This is a genomic window from Allobosea sp. GW822-FHT03F07, assembly GCF_058801345.1.
In genome coordinates, this window is sequence record NZ_JBXAND010000011.1 from 88,602 (window position 1) to 110,890 (window position 22,289).

Sequence of the window (22,289 nt, forward strand, 5' to 3'; positions counted from 1 at the left end):
GGCGGAACCTTCGCCGATAGCCCAACGTTGTCCTGGCAGACGCGCCGGGGGGCGCGGTTCGCGCGCGTTGGAACCGAAGCCATGCTCAATTCATCCGCCTGGAAGCCCTTTCCGCGCTACATGGCGGAACCGGAGGTCGAGGAACTCGACGCCGACGTCACGCCCTACGAGCATGACCTCATCCTGCGCTACGCGATCGTCGGCATCTTCGTCATCCTCGCGACGGCGACGCTCTACCTGACCAAGGTCATCGCGTTGCCGATCACGGCCGGGATCATCTTCGGGCTCGTTCTCGGACCGGCGGTGGATTGGCTGGTTCGCCGCAACGTGCCGCAGCATCTCGCGGCGGCGATGATCGTCCTGCTGTTCCTTGCCCTCATCCTGACAGCGGTCACGGTCCTGGCGGTTCCGATGGCCGGCTGGATCGATCAGGCGCCGGGGATGATGGCGGCGGCCAAGGCCAAGCTGGCGGGCGTTTTCGTCGCTATGGACGAGGCCAAGAAGGCGATCGGCGCGATGATGGGCAAGAACGGCGCCGAGCTCAGCGTCTCGCAGGGCAACCCGCTCGTCGACATCGCGATGACCTCCTCGACCGCCGCCGGAGGCCTGCTGATCTTCGTCGCCACGGTCTATTTCTGGCTGGCGACGCGGCGCCATATGAAGGCTCGCGCCTTGCGCCTGTGCCTCGGCCGCGGCGCGCGAAAATCGGCTGGTTCGTTCTTCCAGGAGATCGAGACGCGTGTCGCGCGCTATTTCGGGCTGGTGACGCTGATCAATCTCGGCATGGGCTTGCTGACCATGGCGATCGCCTGGCTAGCCGGGCTGCCCTTCCCGATCTTCTGGGGCGCGCTCGCCTTCCTCCTCAACTACCTCGCCTTCATCGGGCCGATCATCGTCACTGCGATGCTTTTCATCGCGGCGCTCATCGACGCCCCCTTCCTCGTCACGGCTCTCTGGCCGGCGGCCGCCTATTTCGTGCTGCATCTGATCGAGGGTAATGCGGTCACGCCGGTCTTCGTCGGCAGCAAGCTCACGGTCTCGCCCTTCCTCGTCTTCATCGGCTTCATCTTCTGGCTCTGGCTCTGGGGTCCGGTCGGCGCGGTCCTCTCGACTCCGATCCTGCTGGTCGCCATGGTGGCTCAGGAGGAATTCGCCCGCTATCGCGCGGCGCAGGCCGAGGAGCAGAGTGACGAACAGACTCAGGCGAAGGCCGCCTGAGCAGCGGCAAGGAACCCGCACGGCCCGCATGCGTTGCCCTTTAAGCCCGCCCGGACCGCTGTCGGGCGCGGGCAAAGATTTCTCAGAAGTCCGTTCAACCGATTTCGATCCACGCAAGGGATGGGACAAGCGACATGGCTACCACCACCACTTCCGCGAAGCGTCAGGCCGCGGCTTCCGTCAAGCGCGCCAAGGATGAGGCCGTCGCCGGCGGCGAGACCATCGCCGCCGAGGCCCGCCGGACCGCCGCCTCGGTCAAGCGCGAAGCCGGCGCGATCGAAGACAGCCTGACGAGGGGCGCCGAGGATCTGGTGGCGACCGTCAGCGAGCGTCTGCGCTCGGTCGGTGTCGATACGGACCGCATGGTCGATGTCGCCAAGGAGCAGGCAACCGACCTCCAGCGCCTGATCGAGGAGGAAATCCGCGAGCGGCCTTTGCGGGCGCTGGGCCTAGCGGCCGCTGTCGGCCTGTTCGTCGGCTTCCTGTCGGCGCGCTGAGCCGATGCTGGGGGGAATCGGAGCCTTCCTCGCATCGGAGATCTCCGGTGCAGTCAGGCGAAACGTCGTCGTCTATGCCTTGTTCGGGCTCGCAACGCTGCTGGTGCTCTGTGCCGGCGGCTACGCGCTGAGCGCGCTGCACACGGTCCTGGCGTTACGCTACGGCACGGCGGAGGCGAGCCTGTTTGTTGCCGGCGGGCTGCTGGTCGCCGCGCTGCTGGCATTTGGCACGGGGCTTTACGTCAAGAATCGCCGCCGCCCGGCCAGGCCCCTCGCAGCCACCGCGCTCGTGGCCGCGCCCATCGCCGCCAAGCTGGTGGGCGCAGGCCTCGGGTCGCGCAAGGGCTGGAAGATCGCCGCGCTCGGCGGTGTCGTCGTGCTCGGTGCATTGCTCGGCCGGCAGTTCTTCACGGGCGGGGAGGCCGACGACGACGAGAGCGACGCATGAGCGGGTTCCGACACATGCCGGCCGCCAACGCGCTTCACCTGTCTTTTCACATAGGGATTATGGCTGCCGTCCTGTAACACGGTGTCCATGTCTGTTCAGGTGAGGCCTCGCTCCCGCTTTCTGATTCCGATGATTCCGGCCCTCCGGGCGCGCCTTCGCTCGGCGACGGTCACGATCATCGCGATCGGCGTCGTCGCGGTGGCCGTGCTGCTGGCGGCCTGGATCAATCTGCAGGCGCAGAAGGCCGCCGAGCGCGTCTCCCGCGCCGTCGCCATCCGCGAGAGCGCCGAGCGTTTCCTCGGCCATCTGCGCGACGCCGAGACGGGGCAGCGCGGCTACATGCTGACCGGGACCGCGAGCTATCTCGTGCCCTTCACGAACGGCCGCAGCGCTGCTGTTCCGGCGCTGGAGGCGCTCGAGCGGCTCGTCGAGAACGATCCGTTGCAGAAGCAGCGTGTTGCCGGCCTGCGGGAGCATGTCGAGCGCAAGCTCGAGGAACTCGACGCGACGGTCGGCCTCGCGCGCGACGGCCGCCAGGGCGCGGCGCTCGCCGTGATGCGCGAGGGCAAGGGCATCGGCGCCATGGATGCCCTGCGCGACGGCGTCCAGCAGATCCAACTGGCCGAGAACATTCGATTGGTCTCGCTCAACCGCAACGAGGAGCGGCGGCGCCTGTGGGCGAGCGTCGGCATCGTCGTGGCTTTGGCGGGCCTCGCCTTCGCCGCGCGGCAGCAATTGCGCACCCGCCAGCGCCGCAGCATCTCGCTTGCGGAAAGCAATGCCGAGCTCGAGCAGATCGTCGGCGAACGGACGCAGGAACTCGAGAATGAGCGCCTGCGCATCGAAGCTTTGCTTCGCGACGTCAATCACCGGGTCGGCAACAACCTCGCCATGGTTTCCGCGCTGCTCAACGTGCAGAGCCGCCAGAGCCGCGAGCCTGCCGTGCGAGCTGCGCTCCAGCAGGCCCAATCGCGCATCCAGGCGATCGCCGCCGGCCAGCGCCGTCTGCGCCTCGACCTCGACACCGACGAGATCGACGCCAGACCCTATATGGAGGATCTGCTGGCCGAGATCGGCAAGGCCGCCGAGGGCCGGCCGATCGAGGTCGCGCTGGCCATGGATGCGATCCGGCTGCCCGGCCGCGACGCCGTCTCCTATGTCGTCATCGTCAACGAGCTGGTGACGAACGCCATCAAGCACGCCTTTCCCGATGGGATGGCGGGCAAGATCGTCATCCGTTTCGCCGAGACGACGCAGGACGGCGAGCCGGCATTGGCGCTCTCAGTCGAGGATGACGGAGTGGGAATGCCCGAGACGGTCGAGGCCAAGGGCCTCGGGCAGACGGTGATCGCGAGTCTGCTCAGGAGCATGCAGGCGACGATGATATCGGCCCCGCTCGATCCGTCATCGAGCCGCCCCGGCACTTGCGCGACGCTGATCTTCCCCAAGCGGGATTGAATGCGAACATGACGGCCAAAGACAAAGACCCAGTCGGAGACCGGGCCTTTTTCTTATCCGATCATCGGCTCTTGAAGCCGGTTTCAGAGCCCTTCGAAGAGGGCGCTTGAGATGTAGCGCTCGGCGAAGGAGGGGATGATCACAACGATCGTCTTGCCGGCATTCTCCGGCCGCGCCCCGACTTCCAGCGCCGCCGCGATCGCCGCGCCCGACGAGATGCCGGCGGGAATGCCTTCCTTCTTCGCCAGCGCCCGCGAGGTCTCGAAGGAGGTCTGGTTGCCGACGGTGACGACCTCGTCGATCACCGTGCGGTCGAGGATGCCCGGCACGAAGCCGGCGCCGATGCCCTGGATCTTGTGGGGGCCGGGCGCACCGCCCGACAGCACTGGCGAATCCTCCGGCTCGACCGCGATGATCTTCACGCCGGGTTTCCTGGCCTTCAGGACCTGGCCGACGCCGGTGATCGTGCCGCCGGTGCCGACGCCGGAGATGAAGATGTCGACCTTGCCGTCGGTATCGTTCCAGATTTCCTCAGCGGTGGTCTTGCGGTGGATCTCGGGATTGTGCGGGTTTTCGAACTGCTGCGGGATGATCGCGCCGGCGATCTCGTTCTTCAGCTCCTCGGCCTTGGCGACGGCGCCGCGCATGCCGCCGGGGCCCGGCGTCAGCACGAGTTCGGCGCCGAGCAGCGCCAGCATCTTGCGGCGCTCCAGCGACATCGTCTCCGGCATGACCAGGATCAGCCGATAGCCGCGCGCGGCCGCCACGAAAGCCAGTGCGATGCCGGTATTGCCCGAGGTCGGCTCGATCAGCGTGCCGCCGGGCTTCAGGGCGCCCGAGGCCTCCAGCGCGTCGATCATGTTGACGCCGATACGGTCCTTGACGCTGGAGATCGGGTTGAAGAATTCGAGCTTGGCCAGGATCGTCGCCTTGACGCCGCGCTCGGCGGGCAGGCGGTGAAGCTTGACCAGCGGCGTATCGCCGATGGTGTCGGTGATCGATTCGTAGATCCGGCCGCGCCCGGGCGCCTTCGCCGGTGCGGTTTCGAGATTGCGCGCTGCCTCGGTCATGGAATGCTCCTTGATGCGTCGGTTCGAACCGTCGGTTGGGAGAGCAGGCTAGTTCAATTCACATCTCGTGTCGATAAATTCGAATAAATCACATCCTATATCGTGAAATCAACGTCGGCATTGGGCGCCCCAAAGACGGCCTCGTCCTGCGCGCGGCGGCAGAGTTCCTCGACGGTGATCTCGTCCAGCGCCGCGAGGAACGCTTGCGAGGCGCGCATCACCTCCGGCCCGATCACATCATCGATGAGGCGCGAATGCGGCGTCGGACCGAGTGCCTCGTCCCCGGCCTCCTGCATCGCGGCACGTGCGATGTCGCCGGCAGTGATCCGGCGGCGCTCCCGGGCCAGCTCGTAACCGCCCCTGGGACCGCGCACGCCCTTGAGGATGCCGACCCTGACCAGCGCCTGCAGCAGGGTCTCGAGATGACGCGGCGGCAGGTCGTGTCGCGCCGCCAGAAGCTTGGCCGCGACCGGCGACGGGCGGGCATGCAGGGCGATGTCGACCACCGCTGCGATGGCGAGCTGACTGCGGCGGGACAGTAGGATCATGGCAAGCCGTCCTTGCCGAGGGCCACGCCGCCACTGACCCCGGTAGAGCCGAAAGCTCCCGCGCCGCGCGCGGTTTCGTCGAGAAGGTCGACCTCTTGCAGCAGGGCCTGCGCCACAGGGGCAATCACCAATTGTGCGATGCGGTCGCCACCTGCGATCGTAAATGGCTCCTGGCCCAGATTAATCAGGATGACAGTGATCTCGCCGCGGAAGTCGCTGTCTACGGTCCCCGGCGAATTGAGCACCGTAATGCCGTGTCTGAACGCAAGCCCTGAACGCGGCCGCACCTGTGCCTCGAACCCGGCCGGCAGCTGCACCGTCAGCCCTGTGGGGACGGCGATGCGTTCACCGGGCGCGACGATCAGCGCGCCGTGCTTTGGCAGCGCCGCACGCAGATCCAGGCCTGCGGCGCCTCTTGTCTCATAGGCCGGCAAGGGCAGATCGACGCCATGCCCGACGCGACATACGGGAACCGTCACCATGCGTTCACGCCCCGACCCGGCCGGCGACGAGCCGCGCGATATGGGTTATGAGACGGGTCGCGACCTCTTGCTTGGCGAGCGTAGGCCAGCTTTCCACGCCCTCGGGCGTCACCAGATGCACCGTGTTGGCATCGCCGCCCATCACCCCTGTGCCGCCGACATCATTGGCGACGATCAGGTCGCAGCCCTTTTTGGCGAGCTTCGCCTGCGCATAGGCGACGACGTTCTCGGTTTCGGCGGCGAAGCCCACGACGAGATCGGGCCGGCCGCTCTGCCGATGCGCGATGGTGGCGAGGATATCGGGGTTCTCGACGAGGGCGAGCGGCGGCAGGGCTCCTCCATCCTTCTTCATCTTCTCGGGCGCCTCATCCGCGACGCGCCAGTCGGCGACGGCGGCGGCGAAGATCGCGATCGTGGCCGGCAGAGCGGTTTCGACGGCCGCCAGCATCTCGCGTGCGGATTCGACATGGATCGTTTCGACGCCGGCGGGATCGGGCAGGGCGACCGGGCCCGAGACCAGCGTCACCCGCGCTCCGGCCGCCGCGGCGGCGGCGGCGATGGCGTGACCCTGCTTGCCGGAGGAGCGGTTGGCGATGTAGCGGACGGGGTCGATCGCCTCATGCGTCGGGCCCGAGGTCACCAGCACATGCCGGCCAGCGAGCGGGCCGGGCGCACTTGCGGCTCCGCCTGGAAGGCGGCCGAGGAAGCCGATGGCGCGCTGCTGCGGCGTCACCTCGCCGGCCAAGGCGAGCTCGATCGCCGCCAGGATCTCCGCCGGCTCAGCCATGCGGCCTGGCCCGTTCTCGCCGCGCTCGGCCATGGCGCCGGAATTGGGGCCGACCACGAGCACGCCGTCCTTCTCGAGCTGCGCCATGTTCCGTCGCGTCGCCGGATGCTGCCACATCCGCGGGTTCATCGCAGGCGCGATCAGGATGCGCTTGTCGGTGGCGAGCAGCGCAGTCGAGGCGAGGTCGTTGGCGAGGCCGGTCGCCATCTTCGCGATCAGGTCCGCGGTGGCAGGCGCCACGACGAGCAGGTCGGTCGAGCGCGACAGTGCGATATGGCCGATATCGGCCTCATCGGTCAGCGAGAACAGATCGGTGAAGCAGCGTTCGCCGCACAGCGTCCCGACCGAAAGCGGGGTGACGAATTCCTCGCCGGCCTTGGTCAGGATCGCCCGCGTGACGATCCCGCGATCCTTGAGCCGGCGGATCAGCTCCAGGCACTTATAGGCGGCGATGCCGCCGCCGATGATCAGGAGGATAGAGCGCGAGGCTGACAAGGCGGGGATTCCTGAGCCGGAGACGCCTGTTACCTAGCATCGCGCAGGAGGGGCTGTCATGGGGGCGATGGCCGTCACCGGAACGGCGGTTCGTCAAAGCTCCGCAGCTTGCGCGAATGGATCGTCGAGCCCGCTTCCTTGAGCTTCTCCAGCGCCGCGAGCCCGATCTTGAGATGTTCGCCGACAGCGCGCTCGTAGAAGGCGTTCGCCGCGCCGGGCAGCTTGATTTCGCCATGGAGAGGCTTGTCGGAGACGCAGAGCAGCGTGCCATAGGGCACACGCAGCCTGTATCCCTGCGCCGCGATGGTGCCGGATTCCATGTCGACCGCGATGGCGCGCGACAGGTTGATCCGGCGGCGCTCCTTGGTCCAGCGCAGTTCCCAGTTGCGGTCGTCCTGCGTCACCACCGTGCCGGTCCGCAGTCGGTTCTTCAGCCGCTCGCCCTTCTCGCCCGTGACGTCGGCGGCGGCCTGCTGGAGCGCGACCTGCACCTCCGCCAGCGCCGGAATCGGGACATCGGGCGGCACTACGTCGTCGAGGATGCCGTCCTGCCGGAGATAGGCATGGGCGAGCACATAGTCGCCGATGATCTGGGTCTGCCGCAGCCCGCCGCAATGGCCGACCATCAGCCAGCAATTCGGCCTGAGCACCGCGAGATGGTCGGTGATATTCTTGGCGTTGGAAGGCCCGACGCCGATATTGACCAGCGTCACGCCCTCGCCCTGCGCGCGGATCAGGTGATAGGCCGGCATCTGGAAGCGGTGCCAGGGCGCCGACATCACGCGCTCGGCGGCGCTGACGTCGATGCCGTCGCGTTCGATCCTGACCCCGCCCGGCGTCACCAGCGCCAGCGCCGTGCCGGCCTCGATCTCGGCCAGCGCCAGGCGCACGAACTGGTCGACATAGCGGTGGTAGTTGGTCAGCAGCACCCAGGGCTGCACGGCGCGCCAGTCCGTGCCGGTATAGTGGACCAGCCGGCGCAGCGAATAATCGACGCGCACCGCGTCGAAGAGCGAGAGCGGGCGCGGCTCGCCCTCGACGATGTCGAAGGTGCCGTCGGCGATCTCGTCGCCGACCAGGGACAATAGCGGCGTCGGGAAATGCCGCGCCAGTTCGGAGGCGGTGACCTTGCCGCGTCCGAGTTCGTCGCCGCCGTCGAGCGCATAGGGATAAGGGATCTCCTGCGGACTGATCCCGGTCTCGATCGTCGCGCCGTACTCCTCGACCAGCGGCTGGAGCTGGTCGAGCAGATAGCTTCGGAACTCGGCGGGCTGCGTCACCGTCGTCGAATAGATTCCGGGAGTCGCGAATTTGGCATAGCCGCGCCGCGTCGCCGCCGGCAGCTTCGAGGGCTCATAGGTCACGCGCAGCAGTGGGTAGCGGTAATGCGTCCGCTCCTCCGCGCTCGGCGCCTGCCCCGTCTCGAAGAAGCGCTGCAGATCTTCGCGCAGCGCCTTGCGTGCTTGCGCATAGAGCGTCTCGAGCCGGTCGACGGCGGCGGCGGGGGTGGCGGCGGTCTCGAACGTCATGGGCGAATGCGTCCTTTCGTTCGGTCGAGCTTTAGCCGCCGGGCCTATCGCGTGACAACTGCCAGTCTCTGACACCGCCACCGGGTTGACTCCGGGCAGGCTCCCTTTTACTAAACCGATAAGTTAAGTAATGCATGAGGCTGACAGTGCTCCTGCGCGGAGCGGGTAAGGGAAACGCACATGCTGAAGACGGTTCTGCTGAGTCTTGCCGCGCTCGTCGTCGTGGCCATTGCGGTCGTATTGATCCTGGCTGCCATGAAGCCGGACAGCTTCCAGGTCCAGCGCTCGATCGCCATCAACGCGCCGCCCGAGCGCATCCAACCGCTGATCGCCGATTTCAAGGCCTGGGGCGCCTGGTCGCCCTGGGAGAAGAAGGACCCGGCCATGAAGCGCAGCTTCAGCGGCGCGGAAAGCGGGGTCGGGGCGCGCTACGCCTGGGACGGAGACAAGAATGTGGGCCGCGGCAGCATGGAGATCGTCGAGGCGGCGCCGTCCAAGGTCGCGCTGAAGCTCGATTTCATCGCGCCCTTCGAGGCTCACAATGACGTCGCTTTCATCCTGCAGCCTCGAGGACAGGCGACCAACGTAGTCTGGACCATGACCGGCCCGACGCCGTTCTTCGGCAAGATCATCCACGTCTTCATGGACATGGACCGGATGGTAGGGGGCGATTTCGAAGCCGGCCTCGCGGCAATGAAGGCGGCAGCCGAGCGTCGCGTCTGAAGAAACCCAAGAAACGACCAAAAACGGAGAGGAAAGCCCATGTTCGCAAAGCCGCAGAAGGAACACGACTGGCTGCAGCAGTTGGTCGGCGAATGGACCTCGGAAATGGACTGCTCGATGGGCCCCGACCAGCCCCGCCAGAAGTCGAAGGGCAAGGAGAGCGTACGCTCGCTCGGCGGTCTCTGGACACTCGGTGAAGGCGAGGGCGAAATGCCGGATGGCACGACGGGCAAGACGCTGATCACGCTCGGTTTCGACCCGGCCAAGGGGCGCTTCGTCGGCAGCTTCGTCGGCTCGATGATGACGCATCAATGGATCTATGATGGGTCGCTGGACGAGAGCGGCAAGATCCTGACGCTCGACACAGAGGGACCCAACATGGCGGGCGACGGAGCGATGATGCCCTATCGCGACGTCGTGACGATCGCCGCGCCCGGCCACCGCATCCTGTCCTCCTATACGCCCGACGGGAATGGCGGGTGGATCGAGTTCATGACCGCCCATTACCGCCGCAACGCGTGACGGTTGTCGGAAAGCAGAGGGATGACGATGAAGCTCTCCACCTATCTGATGTTCGACGGCAATTGCCGCGACGCCTTCACGCTCTATCAGGCCGTGCTCGGCGGCAAGCTGACCGCGATGATGGACCATAGAGGCACGCCGGCCGAGGAGCACGTGCCGGAGGCCTGGAAGGACAAGATCCTCCATGCCTGCCTGGAGATCGAAGGCCAGCTGCTCATGGCCTCCGACGCACCGCCCGATCGCAGCGACGGCCCGATGCGCAGCGTCTCGGTTTCGGTCAACGTGCCGGAAATCGCCGAGGCCGAACGCATCTTCGCGGGTCTGTCGGAAGGTGCGACGGTGCAGATGCCGATGGCCGAGACCTTCTGGTCGCCGCGCTTCGGCATGCTGCGGGACCGCTTCGGCACGAACTGGATGGTCGGTGCCGACATGCCGGCCGACAAGGCGGACTGCGGATAGCGTTCTTTGTGCGTCATGGTCGGGCTTGTCCCGACCATCCACGTCTTTGCCGGTCGAGCGCGGTGTTCAAGACGTGGATGCTCGGCACAAGGCCGAGCATGACGGCGTAGCACGCCTTACGCGAACACCGCCCAAGCGATCAGCGCCGCGATCACCCAGAGCGCCCAGTTGCCCCAGCGGTTGCGCTGGGCTTCGGCACGCCCGATCGCCGCCACGCTCCGCTCGTCCAGCGAAAAGCCCTGGCGCGAGGCGTCCTCGAGCTGGCCGAGCACGCGCTCGGCCCGGCTGAGCGTTTCCGGCAGCTTGCCCAGGCTACCGAGCAGCGACTGCGCCCCGCGCCCCGCCTCCTGCAGCCGTCCGAGAGGCCCGAGATTCTGCGTGATCCAGTCGCGCACGACCGGCTCGGCCGTCGACCACATGTCGAGATGGGGATCGAGCGTCCGGGCGACGCCTTCGACGACGACCATCGTCTTCTGCAGCATGACGAGCTCGGTGCGGGTCGCCATGTCGAACATGCCGGTGATTTCGAAGAGCAGCGTCAGCACCTTCGCCATCGAGATCTGGTCGGCGCTCTTGTCGTGGATCGGCTCGCCGACAGCCCGGATCGCCTGGGCGAAATCCTCGACCGCGTGGTGGCCCGGCACATAGCCGGCTTCGAAATGCACCTCCGCGACGCGCCGATAATCGCGGGTGATGAAGCCGAGCAGGATTTCGGCGAGGAAGCGCCGCTCCTTCAGGCCGAGGCGGCCCATGATGCCGCCATCGACGGCGACGAGGCGCCCCTGCGCATCGACGAAAAGGTTCCCGGGATGCATGTCGGCATGGAAGAAGCCGTCGCGGATCGCATGCTTCAGGAAGGACTGGATGACGTTGCGCCCGAGCGCGGGCAGGTCGTGGCCGGCGGCGCGCAGGCCCTCGATGTCCGAAAGGCGCACGCCGTCGATCCATTCGTCGACCAGCATCTCGCGCGCGGTCAGCTGCCAGTCGGGTTCCGGCACGCGGAAATCGGCATCCTCTTTCGTGTTCTCGGCGAATTCGGAGAGCGCGGCGGCCTCGAGCCGCAGATCCATCTCCATCGTCACGGAGCGCGCCAGGGTCTCGACCACGCCGGTGAAGCGCAGCCGGCGCGCTTCCGCCGAGCGGCTCTCGGCCAGTTCCGCGCCGAAGCGCATCGCGCCGAGATCGCGATGGAAGCGGTCGCGGATGCCGGGCCGGAGGATCTTGACCGCGACCTCGCTTCCATCCTTGAGCCGGGCGCGATGCACCTGGGCGATCGAGGCGGCTGCGACCGGCTCGCTGAATTCGGAGAACATCGTCTCGAGCGGCTGGCCATGCGCCGCCTCGATCGTGGCGCGCGCCTGCGCCATCGCGAAGGGCGGCATCCGGTCCTGCAGAGCCGAGAGATCGGACGCGATCCGCATGCCGACGACGTCCGGCCGCGTCGCGAGGAATTGCCCGAACTTCACATAGGACGGGCCGAGCCGCGTCAGCGCGGCTGCGAGCCGCGTCGCCGAGGTTCCGGCGCCGCGCCGCTCGATCAGCCGCCCGAGCCGGATCATCCCGCGCGCCACCGGCGGCAGCACGGAAGGATCGACGAGCGCGAGCGCGCCCTCGCGCGCCAGCACGAAGCCGGTGCGGGCGGTGCGTGTGAGGTGGAAAAGCGCCGAGATCATGCGGGGTGAACCGTGATGGTCGGGCTTGATCCGACCATCTCGGGCCGATGGCCCTCTGGTTCTCGAGATGGTCGGGTCGAGCCCGACCATGACGCAAACGGTATCCTCACAGCTTCCAGCCCGAATGCAACGCCACGACACCGCCGGTCATCGCTGTGAACTTTGCCCGGCGGAAGCCCGCGACCTCGATCATCCCCGCGAAGGCCTGCGGCTTCGGGAATTTGCGGATCGACTCGACCAGATACTGGTAGGGCTCGGCCTCGCCGGTCACTATCCGCCCCATCGGCGGGATGATGTTGAAGGAATAGGCCTCGTAGACCTTGTCGAGCAGCGGCACGTCGACATGGCTGAATTCGAGGCAGAGGAACCGGCCGCCGCGCTTGAGCACGCGATGGGCCTCGGCCAGCGCCTTGTCGATGCGCGGCACGTTCCGGATGCCGAAGGCGATCGTGTAGCAGTCGAAATGGTTGTCGGGCAGGCCGAGTTCCTCGGCATTGCCCTGGACGAAGCGGATGCGATCATCCTCGGGGAAGCGCTTGCGAGCCCGGTCGCTACCGACGCTCAACATCTCGGCGTTGATGTCGAGCACGGTGACGTCGGTCTGCGCTCCGCCGGCCTCCAGCACGGAGAAGGCGACGTCGCCTGTGCCGCCGGCCACGTCGAGATGGTGGAAGGGGCGGTCCTTCGCCGGGTTGATCGCGGTGAGGAGCGCGCTCTTCCAGGCCCGGTGAAGACCCGCCGACATCAGATCGTTCATCAGGTCGTAGCGGCCCGCGACCTTGTGGAAGACGTCGTCGACCTTGGCCTGCTTCTCGGCCAGCTTCACGGTCTCGAAGCCGAAATGGGTGGTGTCGGAGGCTGCTGTCACGATCGGGCCGGCCTTGTGCAAATCTGTCTTGTCTTCAGCTGTGGCGATGAATAGCCAAACGAGCGGAGCTTGTCGCGGCCCGTCTCGACGCAGGCCTTACAGAAGAGTCCGACGATGCCAGAGCTACCCGAGGTCGAAACCGTCAGGCGCGGCCTGGAGCCCGCCATGCTGGGCGAGACCTTCGCGCGCATCGAGCAGAACCGTCCCGATCTGCGCTTTCCCCTGCCCGGGCGCTTCGTCGAACGCCTGACCGGGCGGCGCGTCGAAGCCCTGTCGCGCCGCGCGAAATACCTGATCGCCGATCTCGACGACGGCCTGGCGCTGGTCATGCATCTGGGCATGAGCGGGCGTTTCGTGGTCGAGGCGCCCGGCACGCCGCCGGTCGAGCCGGGCGCCTATTACAATGAGATCGGCCGCCACCTGATCCACGACCATGTCGTCTTCCATCTCGGTTCGGGCGCCCGCGTCACCTACAACGACGTGCGCCGCTTCGGTTTCATGGATCTCGTCGCGCGGTCGGAGCTTGCCAGCTCCAGGCATTTCGCTGGCATGGGCATCGAGCCGCTCGGCAACGAACTCTCCGGGGAGACGCTGGCGAAGCTCTTTGCGGGCAAGTTCGCACCGCTGAAGGCGGCGTTGCTCGACCAGCGGCTCGTCGCGGGGCTGGGCAACATCTATGTCTGCGAGGCGCTGTTCCGGGCCGGGCTTCATCCGGAGGCCGAGGCCGGCTCGATCGCGACGCCGACCGGCCGCCCGCGCCCGGTCGCGCATGAGCTGGCGCGGATCATCCGCGAGGTGCTGGAGGAGGCGATCCTGTCGGGCGGCTCGACGCTGCGCGACTTCGCCCATGCCGACGGCTCGCTCGGCTATTTCCAGCATCGCTTCAAGGTCTATGACCGCGAGGGGGAGGCTTGCGTCACCCCGGGTTGCGGCAGGCTGGTGAAGCGGCTCGTCCAGTCGGGGCGATCGACCTTCTATTGCGAGAGCTGCCAGCCGAAGCGGTAATCGCATTCGGGGTTGCACCGCCGCGCATGGACCGCCTCGCCGGACCTCGCTAAACCTGCCGCAGCGAAGCGATCCGGGAGGCCGCCATGGCTTATGAGACCATCCTCGTCGAAACCAAGGGCAAGGTCGGCGTCATCACGCTGAACCGGCCGCAGGCGCTGAACGCGCTGAACGGCCAGCTCATCGCCGAGATCAATACAGCTCTCGACGGCTTCGAGAAGGACGCAAGCATCGGCTGCATCGTCCTGGCCGGCTCGGAGAAGGCCTTCGCTGCAGGAGCCGACATCAAGGAGATGCAGTCGCGGACCTATCCTGAGACCTATCTCGACGACAAATTCGCCGATTGGGACCGTATCGGCGCGCGCCGCAAGCCGATCATCGCCGCGGTGGCCGGCTTCGCGCTTGGCGGCGGCTGCGAGCTCGCCATGATGTGCGACTTCATCATCGCCGCCGACAATGCGCGCTTCGGCCAGCCCGAAATCAATCTCGGCGTCATTCCAGGGGCCGGCGGCACGCAGCGCCTGACCCGGGCCATCGGCAAGGCCAAGGCGATGGATCTCTGCCTGACCGGGCGGATGATGGATGTGAACGAGGCCGAACGCTCGGGCCTGGTTGCGCGCATCGTGCCGCTCGCCGATCTGATGACGGAGGTGATGAAGGCTGCAGATGCGATCGCCGAGAAATCGCTGGCCTCGGTTCTGATGGCCAAGGAGACGGTCAACCGCGCCTTCGAGGTCACGTTGGCCGAGGGCGTGCGCTTCGAGCGCCGCCTGTTCTCCTCGCTCTTCGCGACGCAGGACCAGAAGGAAGGCATGGCCGCCTTCGCCGCGAAGCGGAAGCCCGATTTCAAGAACGTCTGACGCGAGCCGCCTTTAGTAGAGAGCTACCATGAGCATGACCATCAAGGGCCCCGAGGGGCTCAAACTGCCTGCTTACGCCGATGTCGAGACGGCCGCGGAACGCATCAGGGGCGTCGCGCATCACACCCCGGCGCTGACCTCGCGCACGGCGAACGCCCGCACCGGCGCCAATCTCGTGTTCAAGCCCGAGAACCTGCAGCGAATGGGCGCCTTCAAGTTCCGCGGCGGCTACAATGCGATCGCCGCTCTCTCGCCCGAACAGAAGAAGGCCGGCGTCGTCACCTACTCCTCCGGCAACCATGCCCAGGCGATCGCCTATGCGGGCAAGCTGCTCGGCGTGCCCACGACGATCATCATGCCGCTCGACGCTCCGGCCGCAAAGGTTGCGGCGACGCGCGGCTACGGCGCCGAGATCATCACCTATGATCGCTACACCCAGGATCGGCTCGCCATCGGCGCCGAGCTCGCCCGCTCTCGCGGCCTCTCGCTGATCCCGCCTTACGACCACCCGGACGTGATCGCCGGCCAGGGCACGGCGGCTAAGGAGCTGATCGAGGACGCGGGCCCGCTCGACATCCTCTTGGTCTGCCTCGGCGGCGGCGGCCTGCTCGCCGGCTGTGCGCTGGCGGCCAAGGCGCTGAACCCGACCTGCCGGGTCTTCGGCGTCGAGCCGGAAGCCGGCAATGACGGCCAGCAATCACTGCGCTCGGGCAAGATCGTCAAGATCCCGGTGCCCAAGACCATTGCCGACGGCGCCCAGACGCCGTTTCTCGGCGACTACACCTTCCCGATCATCCAGGCCCTGGTCGAGGATATCGTCACCGTCAGCGACGAGGCGCTGATCTCGGCGATGCGTTTCTTTGCCGAGCGGATGAAGCTCGTCGTGGAGCCGACGGGCTGCCTGGCCGCCGCTGCCGCCTTCACAGGCGCGGTGCCGGTCGAGGGCCGGCGCGTCGGCGTCATCATCAGCGGGGGCAATGTCGATCTGGCGAGCTATGCCCGCTTCCTCACCCCCGCTGGCTGAAAAGCGCAAGGGCGGTCGCGATTTCGCGTTGACGCCGGCTTAGGTTGAGACTATACGCCTCCCACTCGCGACGGCCCGCGAAAGCACCGGCCGTCGCTCACGCATTTCCACTACGGTAGCGGTCGGTGCCCGCCAGGCAAAATGCCAGGCGTCCGGACGCGATGAAGACGAGGACGTATCCGATGGCCAATACGACGTCGGCCAAGAAGGCGACGCGCAAGATCGAGCGCCGCACCGAGGTCAACAAGGCGCGCCGCTCGCGGATGCGCACCTTCCTGCGCAAGGTCGAGGAGGCGATCGCCTCCGGCGACAAGGGCGCCGCTTCCGAGGCCCTGAAGGCTGCCCAGCCGGAAATCATGCGCGCTGCTCAGAAGGGCATCGTGCACAAGAACACCGCCTCGCGGAAAGTCTCGCGCCTCGCGCATCGGATCGGCGCTCTCGCCTCCTGATTGCAGTCCGCGACCTTTCGTACGACAATAAAAAAGCCCGGCCTCGTGCCGGGCTTTTTTATTGTCTTCGAGCCGGCTTGTTGCTGATTTGCAACGGCGTCGAGAGGATCAAATTTCAGCGCTCGATTGGTTGATTCCGCAATCTTTCCGAGGCTTTACGGGGTTGACTCCGGGCGGTGTTTCAGGGCCGGGGATCGACCGATCCAGCCCGTTGGGCCGCGCAGGGAAAGCGCATATTTTTCATGATCTTAGTGGGCAAAGCATTTCTCTTTGGGGAATCGTGGCGACTCTTGGGCGCCCCGCCGAGGGGCTCGAAAAAAAAGATTCGGGACGTCCGCTGCCCCGGCTTCATGAAGAAAATCTTAAGTTCCCCAACCAATTGCGAGCCGGCTGCCGGTAGGTCATTGGGCCCCTTGCGGGGGGTGACTCTCCGGCACCGTGCGAGGGGGATATTGCAGCCCGTCGAGAGCGCCCTGTAAGGTCTTTTTCAACGCCGGTCGGACAGCGATGGCCGCCCGGCATTTCCACAAGATTATCGAGTTTTGGCTCGCGACCGGGGAGGTTGGAGGATGCGGCTCTTTGTCTTTTTGAGTTGAGATGAAGTGCGGCGCCGCCTTCCGGCGAGCCTTTCAAGCGTAATCGATCAGACCGGACCGGGGAACCGGCGAGCGCTCGCGTTCGTGGGAACCCTCGTCCTTTGACCGGACAGAACAGCGCCGGTCGGGCGGACACAACCCGTGTCCGCCACGGCTAGGTGCGTGCATTTTCGATGAAATGGGGCAGACGATGTTCGAACGGCGACAGGTGAACGAGGCAGTGGAGGTTGCGTCGGCGTCGATGGTGGCGGAGTTGGTGGAGCCGGTTCGGCCGGCCGAGGAGGGCGCGGTGCACGCTATGGCGATTCAAGCTTCGCCGGCCGAAGCCTGGGACCGTGTGCGCCGCCGCCTGCGGGCGGAACTCGGCGAGGACGTCTTTTCGAGCTGGTTCGCCCGTGTCGAGCTTGGCAGCATCGTTGACGGTGTCGCCTATCTCACCGTGCCGACCCGCTTCCTGAAGAGCTGGCTCGAGGCGCATTACGCCGAGCGGCTGCGGGTCAACTGCATGGCCGAATTGCCGGACCTCAACGGCATCATGCTCTCGGTGCGCCAGGTCGCTTCGCGCGATGCCGCGCAGCCTGCCGCGGAGATCGTGCCCTTGCGCAGTCGGCCGGCGCAAGCCGCGCCCGTCGAGACCAAGCCTGCCCCGGCTGGCGTCGTCGCCGTCGAGCCCGGCGAACGCGATCTGGTCGATGCCTGCGGCACGCTGCTCGATCGCCGGATGAGCTTCCAGGCCTTCATCGTCGGCAAGTCGAACCAGCTCGCTTTTGCCGCTGCCGAGCGCATCGCGGCGGCGCCCGCCGGCACCGCGCCCTATAACCCGCTCTACATCCATGCCGGCGTCGGCCTCGGCAAGACGCATCTGCTCCAGGCGATCGCCCAGGAGGCCCGTGCCCAGGGCAAGCGCGTCGCCTATTTCACCGCCGACCGCTTCATGTACGGCTTCGTCGCCGCGCTGAAATCGCAGACCGCGCTCGCCTTCAAGGAGAAGCTGCGCGGCATCGACCTGCTGATTGTCGACGACGTCCAGTTCATCCAGGGCAAGTCGATCCAGCAGGAGTTCGGCCACACGATCAATGCCCTGATCGACGCCGGAAAGCAGATCGTTGTCGCCGGCGATCGGCTGGCCAATGACCTCGAGGCGCTGGACGAGCGCATCCGTTCGCGTCTTGGTGGCGGGCTTGTCGTCGAGGTGGGCGATCTCGACGAAGCGCTGCGCGCGAAGATCCTGGCCGGCCGGCTTGAGGTCCTGCATGCCGCTCACCCGAACTTCCAGGTCAATCCCGACGTCGTGTCCTATGTCTCCCGCGTCGTCGCCACCAATGGCCGCGACCTCGATGGTGCCGCCAACCGGCTGCTCGCCCACGCGACCTTGTCCGGCCAGCCGGTGACGCTGGAGACGGCCGAAGCTGCCATCCGCGATCTCGTCCGCACCCGCGAGCCGCGCCGCGTCAAGATCGAGGACATCCAGAAGCTGGTCGCGACCCGCTATAATGTCAGCCGCGCCGATATCCTTTCGGAGCGTCGTACGGCGGCGGTGGTGAAGCCGCGCCAGATCGCGATGTATCTCTCCAAGGCGCTGACGCCGCGCTCTTTGCCGGAGATCGGGCGGCGCTTCGGCGGTCGCGATCACACCACGGTGCTGCACGCTGTGCGCAAGATCGAGAAGGCGATCACGGAGGATCGCTCGCTGCATGACGAGGTCGATCTCCTCAAGCGCATGCTGCAGGAGTAGGGGCGGCGCTGCCCCGAATCGGCGGGCGGCCCTTTGGCTGTGATTTCAGGCGGCCGCCGCCCTTGCGCCGACCGCTGGGCTCCGGCAATGTCGCGGGCCATTCCGCTGCCCGCGCATTCGCCGTGGGCGCCAGCACGCCAGAAGACTTAATGATATGAAGGTCACTGTCGAACGTTCCACGCTGCTCAAGTCGCTGGGCCATGTGCATCGCGTCGTCGAGCGTCGCAATACGATCCCGATCCTGTCGAACCTGCTGCTCAGCGGCACGGAAGGCGGCTTGAAGCTGAAGGCGACGGATCTCGACATCGAGGTGGTCGAGACGGTTGCGGCCGATGTTCCCGAGCCCGGCGCCACGACCGTCCCGGCCCATACTCTCTACGACATCGTGCGCAAGCTGCCCGACGGCGCCCAGGTCTCGCTCGAGACCACCGGCGAGACCGGGCTCGTTTTGCGCTCGGGCCGCTCGCGCTTCCAGCTCCAGACCCTGCCGGAAAGCGACTTCCCGGACATCACCGCCGGCGAGATGGCGCATCGCTTCTCGCTGCCGGCAGGCGAGTTCAAGCGCCTGATCGACAAGACCCAGTTCGCGATCTCGACCGAGGAGACGCGCTACTACCTCAACGGCATCTATCTCCACACCATCGACGTCGACGGTCGCCCGGTGCTGCGCGCGGTCGCGACCGACGGCCACCGGCTCGCCCGCGTCGATACGGCGGCGCCCCAGGGCGCGGCCGGCATGCCGGGCGTGATCGTGCCGCGCAAGGCCGTGTCCGAGATCCAGAAGCTGCTCGAGGATGGCGAGAGCGAGGTCACGATCGAACTCTCCGCCACCAAGATCCGCGTCGCGACCGCCGATGTCGTGCTGACCTCGAAGCTGATCGACGGCACCTTCCCCGACTACCAGCGCGTCATCCCCGCCGGCAACGACAAGCGCCTGACCGTCGACAAGGGCGATTTCGCGGCTTCCGTCGACCGAGTCTCGACGATCTCGTCCGAGCGCGGCCGGGCGGTGAAGCTCTCCATGGCCGATGGCCGGATGACGCTCTCGGTCACCAACCCGGATTCAGGCTCGGCGACCGAGGAGATCGAGGTCGATTACGATGCGAGCCCGCTCGATATCGGCTTCAACGCCCGCTATCTGATGGATATCGCGGCCCAGCTCGATGGCGACACGGCCCTGCTCAAGCTCGCCGACCCCGGCTCGCCGACCGTGATCCAGGATCGCGAGGGGGCGTCGGCGCTCTACGTGCTGATGCCGATGCGCGTCTAGGCACGCCGATCATCGTGGCCGCCGTCGCGCGCCTGATCCTCCAGGATTTCCGTTCCTACGAGGCCCTCGATCTGACGATCGAGGGCCAAATCGTTGCGCTCGTCGGCGAGAATGGAGCGGGCAAGACCAATATCCTGGAGGCGCTTTCGCTGTTCTCACCGGGGCGCGGCCTGCGCCGGGCCGATCTGGCGGATATGGCCCGTCTTGATGGCGATGGCTCCTTCGCGGCCTCGATCACGCTTGGCGACGATGGTCCCCGGCTGGGCATCGGGCTAGGCACGGCCGATTCCGAAGGCAAGCGGGCGCGGCTTGCCCGGATCGATGGCGTCCCGGTGGGCTCCGCGCTCGCCTTCAGCGAGCATCTGCGCGTCGTCTGGCTGACGCCGGATCTCGACGGCCTGTTCCGGGGCGCGGCCGGCGATCGCCGCCGCTTTCTCGACCGTTTGGTGCTCGCGGTCGATCCCGTCCACGGCACGCGTTCCAACGCACTCGAAAAGGCGCTGCGCTCGCGCAACCGCATTCTCGAGGAGAATCCGGGCCAGACCCAATGGCTCGACGCGATCGAGCGCGAGATCGCCGAACTCGGCGTCGCGGTCGCGGCCGCCCGCGCCGAGACGGTGGCGCGGCTCTCCGCCATCATCGCCGAGACGCGCGACGACAATTCGCCCTTTCCCCATGCCGGTATCGCGCTATCGGGTGAGATCGACCTCCTGATCGCGCGGGGCGCCGCGCTCGACGCCGAGGACGGCTATCGCGCCCTGCTGCGCCAGGGCCGGGCCCGAGACCGCGCTGCGGGCCGGACGCTGACCGGCCCGCAGGCCTCGGACCTCGAAGTCATTCACGGTCCCAAGGGCATTCCGGCCGGGCAGGGCTCGACCGGCGAGCAGAAGGCGCTGCTGATCGGGCTGGTTCTGGCCCATGCCAGGCTGGTCGCGGCGATGAGCGGGTTGAGCCCGCTGGTCCTGTTCGACGAGATCGCCGCCCATCTCGATCCGCGCCGGCGCGCGGCGCTCTATGAAGGGCTGACCGGGCTCGGCTGCCAGGTCTGGATGACCGGCGCCGACGCGGCGCTGTTCTCGGAGCTTCCGTCGGGGTCGCAGAGGCTCGCGGTCAGCCCGGGCAAGGTCGAGATCCTGGACTGAGCCGCTCCCTTTGGTCTGTACCGCAGGGTCATGGTTGATGGGCGGTTAACCATTTCATGTCAGTGGTGGAGCCTATGCAGCCCTCCCCGAACATGTTCTCGGCATCGGAGAAAGAGATCGCGAGCCGCCTGCTCGCGTTGCTCTCGCCGCATTTCGACGCTTCGATCGAAAAGCTCTACAGCTCGACCTTCGGCCGCGACAAGCTCAATCGCGACCGCCAGCTCCATCGCGACGAGCAGGCCAAGTACCGGATGCTGTTCTCGCTACAGTTCGATGCCGACTACGTCGCCGCTAAGCGGCGTATCGTCGGCCGGGCCAACCAGCATGACATCCTGCTGGCTGATTACCCGCTGTTCTTCCTCGAGGATTTCTCGAATTTCCTGTCGGTCATCGTGTCCGGATGGAAGCGGCGCTGGGGCTCGATCGACGAGGCGCTGCGCGTCTTCTGCAAGCTGATGCTGACCGATATCGCCTATTCGATCGCCCGCTTCGACGAGGCGATCGACCAGCATACGACCGAGCGCATCAGGCAGGTCGAACAGGCCTTCCAGAACGGCATCGCCGAGCGCATCTCGGCGATCGAAGTCAGCATGGGCGACATTTCCGGCTATTCGAGCGAGCTGTCGGCCAAGGCCGGCGAAACGCTGTGTGCGGTCGCCGGCACCCAGCGCAGGCCGGAACAGGTCGCGGCGTCCGTTGCCGAGATCGTCGCCGCCACCCGTGACTTCGGCGCTTCCTGTGCCGAGATCACGGTCGAGACCGCCCGTTCCAGCCGGGCGGCGGACGAGGCGAGTGCCGGCTGCGAGGGCATCGCCAGCAATGTCGCCATGCTCCGGCAGGCCAATGGCCGCATCGGCAACGTTGTCGAGCTGATCCGCAGCCTCGCGGCGCAGACCAATCTGCTCGCCCTCAACGCCACCATCGAGGCGGCCCGCGCCGGTGAGGCCGGGCGCGGTTTCGCCGTGGTGGCCGCCGAGGTCAAATCGCTGGCGACGGCGACGAACAGCGCGACCGAAACCATCCGCCAGGGCATCGACGAGGTGGTCGGTGCAAGCCTCGCCATCGACGACGCTGTGAGGCAGCTCGGCAGTACCATGCTGGCCATGCAGGCGAGCGCACGCCTGGTCGCTGCTTCTGCCGCCGACCAGAATGGCCGGATCGAGGCGGTGGCGGCGCAGGCGGAAAGCTCTTCGCTCGGCGTCGATGCGATCGCGCGTCATGCCGCGCTGGTCGAGGGACTGGCCGGGGAGGCTGCCGAACTCGCCCGGCAGACCGATGAGCGTATCAAGGCGACGTCCCGGCTAGCGCAGGAGCTGGAAGGTTCGATCGCCGTTTTTCTCGGCGAGGTCGCGCAGGCGCGCGCCGACAGGCACGGCTCGGTCATCCGCGACGCGAGCTGAGCCCGCGCCCGAGGGGTCCGGGACTGGCAAT

Annotated in this window: 22 protein-coding genes; 15 read left to right on the forward strand and 7 right to left on the reverse strand. The window is 66.9% G+C overall.

The genetic code is table 11. The annotated features are described in order from the left end of the window. Positions 1 to 81 precede the first annotated feature (81 nt). The 4 genes from AC1RMY_RS23445 to AC1RMY_RS23460 all read left to right on the forward strand — a co-directional run bounded on the left by AC1RMY_RS23445 (position 82) and on the right by AC1RMY_RS23460 (position 3,621). Positions 82 to 1,218 carry an AI-2E family transporter gene (locus tag AC1RMY_RS23445; RefSeq protein WP_492868680.1) on the forward strand — a complete coding sequence of 379 codons (1,137 nt, stop codon included), beginning with the start codon at positions 82 to 84 and terminating at the stop codon, positions 1,216 to 1,218. Between the two features lie 134 nt (positions 1,219 to 1,352). Further along, a complete protein-coding gene (locus AC1RMY_RS23450; protein WP_492868682.1) occupies positions 1,353 to 1,715 on the forward strand; it encodes a glycine zipper domain-containing protein in 363 nt (120 codons plus the stop codon). A gap of 4 nt (positions 1,716 to 1,719) precedes the next feature. Continuing rightward, positions 1,720 to 2,163 carry a hypothetical protein gene (locus tag AC1RMY_RS23455; RefSeq protein ID WP_492868684.1) on the forward strand — a complete coding sequence of 148 codons (444 nt, stop codon included), beginning with the start codon at positions 1,720 to 1,722 and terminating at the stop codon, positions 2,161 to 2,163. 129 nt (positions 2,164 to 2,292) lie between these two features. Continuing rightward, positions 2,293 to 3,621, forward strand: a complete 1,329-nt coding sequence (locus tag AC1RMY_RS23460) for a sensor histidine kinase (RefSeq protein ID WP_492868686.1) — start codon at positions 2,293 to 2,295, stop codon at positions 3,619 to 3,621. Positions 3,622 to 3,704: 83 nt separating this feature from the next. Here AC1RMY_RS23460 and cysK read toward each other — a convergent pair whose 3' ends face one another. The 5 genes from cysK to AC1RMY_RS23485 form a co-directional block, all read right to left on the reverse strand. Then, positions 3,705 to 4,691, reverse strand: coding sequence for a cysteine synthase A (cysK, locus tag AC1RMY_RS23465; RefSeq protein WP_492868688.1), 987 nt, complete (start codon positions 4,689 to 4,691; stop codon positions 3,705 to 3,707). Positions 4,692 to 4,786: 95 nt separating this feature from the next. Further along, a complete protein-coding gene (locus AC1RMY_RS23470) occupies positions 4,787 to 5,239 on the reverse strand; it encodes an RrF2 family transcriptional regulator (RefSeq protein WP_492868689.1) in 453 nt (150 codons plus the stop codon). Further along, positions 5,236 to 5,721, reverse strand: a complete 486-nt coding sequence (dut, locus tag AC1RMY_RS23475; RefSeq protein ID WP_492868691.1) for a dUTP diphosphatase — start codon at positions 5,719 to 5,721, stop codon at positions 5,236 to 5,238. Before dut ends, AC1RMY_RS23470 begins: the two co-directional genes overlap by 4 nt. A 4-nt stretch (positions 5,722 to 5,725) precedes the next feature. Then, positions 5,726 to 7,003 (reverse strand): phosphopantothenoylcysteine decarboxylase domain-containing protein, encoded by a 1,278-nt coding sequence (locus AC1RMY_RS23480; RefSeq protein WP_492868693.1) that lies wholly within the window; start codon positions 7,001 to 7,003, stop codon positions 5,726 to 5,728. A gap of 74 nt (positions 7,004 to 7,077) precedes the next feature. Continuing rightward, entirely contained in the window at positions 7,078 to 8,532 is a 1,455-nt protein-coding gene (locus AC1RMY_RS23485; protein ID WP_492868695.1) for an AMP nucleosidase, read from the reverse strand. Positions 8,533 to 8,712: 180 nt separating this feature from the next. Between AC1RMY_RS23485 and AC1RMY_RS23490 the strand changes: the two genes are divergently transcribed. The 3 genes from AC1RMY_RS23490 to AC1RMY_RS23500 are packed head-to-tail and all read left to right on the forward strand — an operon-like array spanning position 8,713 to position 10,236. Further along, positions 8,713 to 9,255 (forward strand): SRPBCC family protein, encoded by a 543-nt coding sequence (locus AC1RMY_RS23490; RefSeq protein WP_492868697.1) that lies wholly within the window; start codon positions 8,713 to 8,715, stop codon positions 9,253 to 9,255. Positions 9,256 to 9,294: 39 nt separating this feature from the next. After that, positions 9,295 to 9,777 carry a DUF1579 domain-containing protein gene (locus AC1RMY_RS23495; RefSeq protein ID WP_492868699.1) on the forward strand — a complete coding sequence of 161 codons (483 nt, stop codon included), beginning with the start codon at positions 9,295 to 9,297 and terminating at the stop codon, positions 9,775 to 9,777. A 21-nt stretch (positions 9,778 to 9,798) separates the two neighbouring features. Beyond that, entirely contained in the window at positions 9,799 to 10,236 is a 438-nt protein-coding gene (locus AC1RMY_RS23500) for a VOC family protein (protein ID WP_492868701.1), read from the forward strand. A gap of 116 nt (positions 10,237 to 10,352) precedes the next feature. Here AC1RMY_RS23500 and ubiB read toward each other — a convergent pair whose 3' ends face one another. Both ubiB and ubiE read right to left on the reverse strand, forming a co-directional pair. Next, the gene (gene ubiB / locus AC1RMY_RS23505; protein ID WP_492868703.1) at positions 10,353 to 11,909 is read right to left on the reverse strand and encodes a 2-polyprenylphenol 6-hydroxylase; all 1,557 of its coding nucleotides are present in this window, start codon (positions 11,907 to 11,909) and stop codon (positions 10,353 to 10,355) included. Positions 11,910 to 12,015: 106 nt separating this feature from the next. Beyond that, positions 12,016 to 12,777: a bifunctional demethylmenaquinone methyltransferase/2-methoxy-6-polyprenyl-1,4-benzoquinol methylase UbiE gene (gene ubiE / locus AC1RMY_RS23510; RefSeq protein WP_492868705.1), complete on the reverse strand. Its 762-nt coding sequence runs from the start codon at positions 12,775 to 12,777 to the stop codon at positions 12,016 to 12,018. Between the two features lie 114 nt (positions 12,778 to 12,891). Between ubiE and mutM the strand changes: the two genes are divergently transcribed. The 8 genes from mutM to AC1RMY_RS23550 all read left to right on the forward strand — a co-directional run bounded on the left by mutM (position 12,892) and on the right by AC1RMY_RS23550 (position 22,258). Beyond that, on the forward strand, positions 12,892 to 13,782 hold the full coding sequence (mutM, locus tag AC1RMY_RS23515) for a bifunctional DNA-formamidopyrimidine glycosylase/DNA-(apurinic or apyrimidinic site) lyase (protein ID WP_492868707.1): 891 nt from the start codon (positions 12,892 to 12,894) through the stop codon (positions 13,780 to 13,782). A gap of 86 nt (positions 13,783 to 13,868) precedes the next feature. Beyond that, on the forward strand, positions 13,869 to 14,642 hold the full coding sequence (locus AC1RMY_RS23520; protein ID WP_492868709.1) for an enoyl-CoA hydratase: 774 nt from the start codon (positions 13,869 to 13,871) through the stop codon (positions 14,640 to 14,642). Between the two features lie 34 nt (positions 14,643 to 14,676). After that, positions 14,677 to 15,666: a threo-3-hydroxy-L-aspartate ammonia-lyase gene (locus tag AC1RMY_RS23525; RefSeq protein WP_492868736.1), complete on the forward strand. Its 990-nt coding sequence runs from the start codon at positions 14,677 to 14,679 to the stop codon at positions 15,664 to 15,666. Positions 15,667 to 15,848: 182 nt separating this feature from the next. After that, a complete protein-coding gene (rpsT, locus tag AC1RMY_RS23530; RefSeq protein WP_108051406.1) occupies positions 15,849 to 16,115 on the forward strand; it encodes a 30S ribosomal protein S20 in 267 nt (88 codons plus the stop codon). 894 nt (positions 16,116 to 17,009) lie between these two features. Further along, a complete protein-coding gene (gene dnaA, locus AC1RMY_RS23535) occupies positions 17,010 to 18,446 on the forward strand; it encodes a chromosomal replication initiator protein DnaA (RefSeq protein ID WP_492868738.1) in 1,437 nt (478 codons plus the stop codon). A gap of 154 nt (positions 18,447 to 18,600) precedes the next feature. Further along, the gene (gene dnaN, locus AC1RMY_RS23540; protein ID WP_492868712.1) at positions 18,601 to 19,716 is read left to right on the forward strand and encodes a DNA polymerase III subunit beta; all 1,116 of its coding nucleotides are present in this window, start codon (positions 18,601 to 18,603) and stop codon (positions 19,714 to 19,716) included. Between the two features lie 14 nt (positions 19,717 to 19,730). Beyond that, entirely contained in the window at positions 19,731 to 20,858 is a 1,128-nt protein-coding gene (recF, locus tag AC1RMY_RS23545; RefSeq protein WP_492868714.1) for a DNA replication/repair protein RecF, read from the forward strand. A 74-nt stretch (positions 20,859 to 20,932) separates the two neighbouring features. After that, positions 20,933 to 22,258, forward strand: a complete 1,326-nt coding sequence (locus AC1RMY_RS23550) for a methyl-accepting chemotaxis protein (RefSeq protein WP_492868715.1) — start codon at positions 20,933 to 20,935, stop codon at positions 22,256 to 22,258. The last annotated feature ends 31 nt before the right edge of the window (positions 22,259 to 22,289 follow it).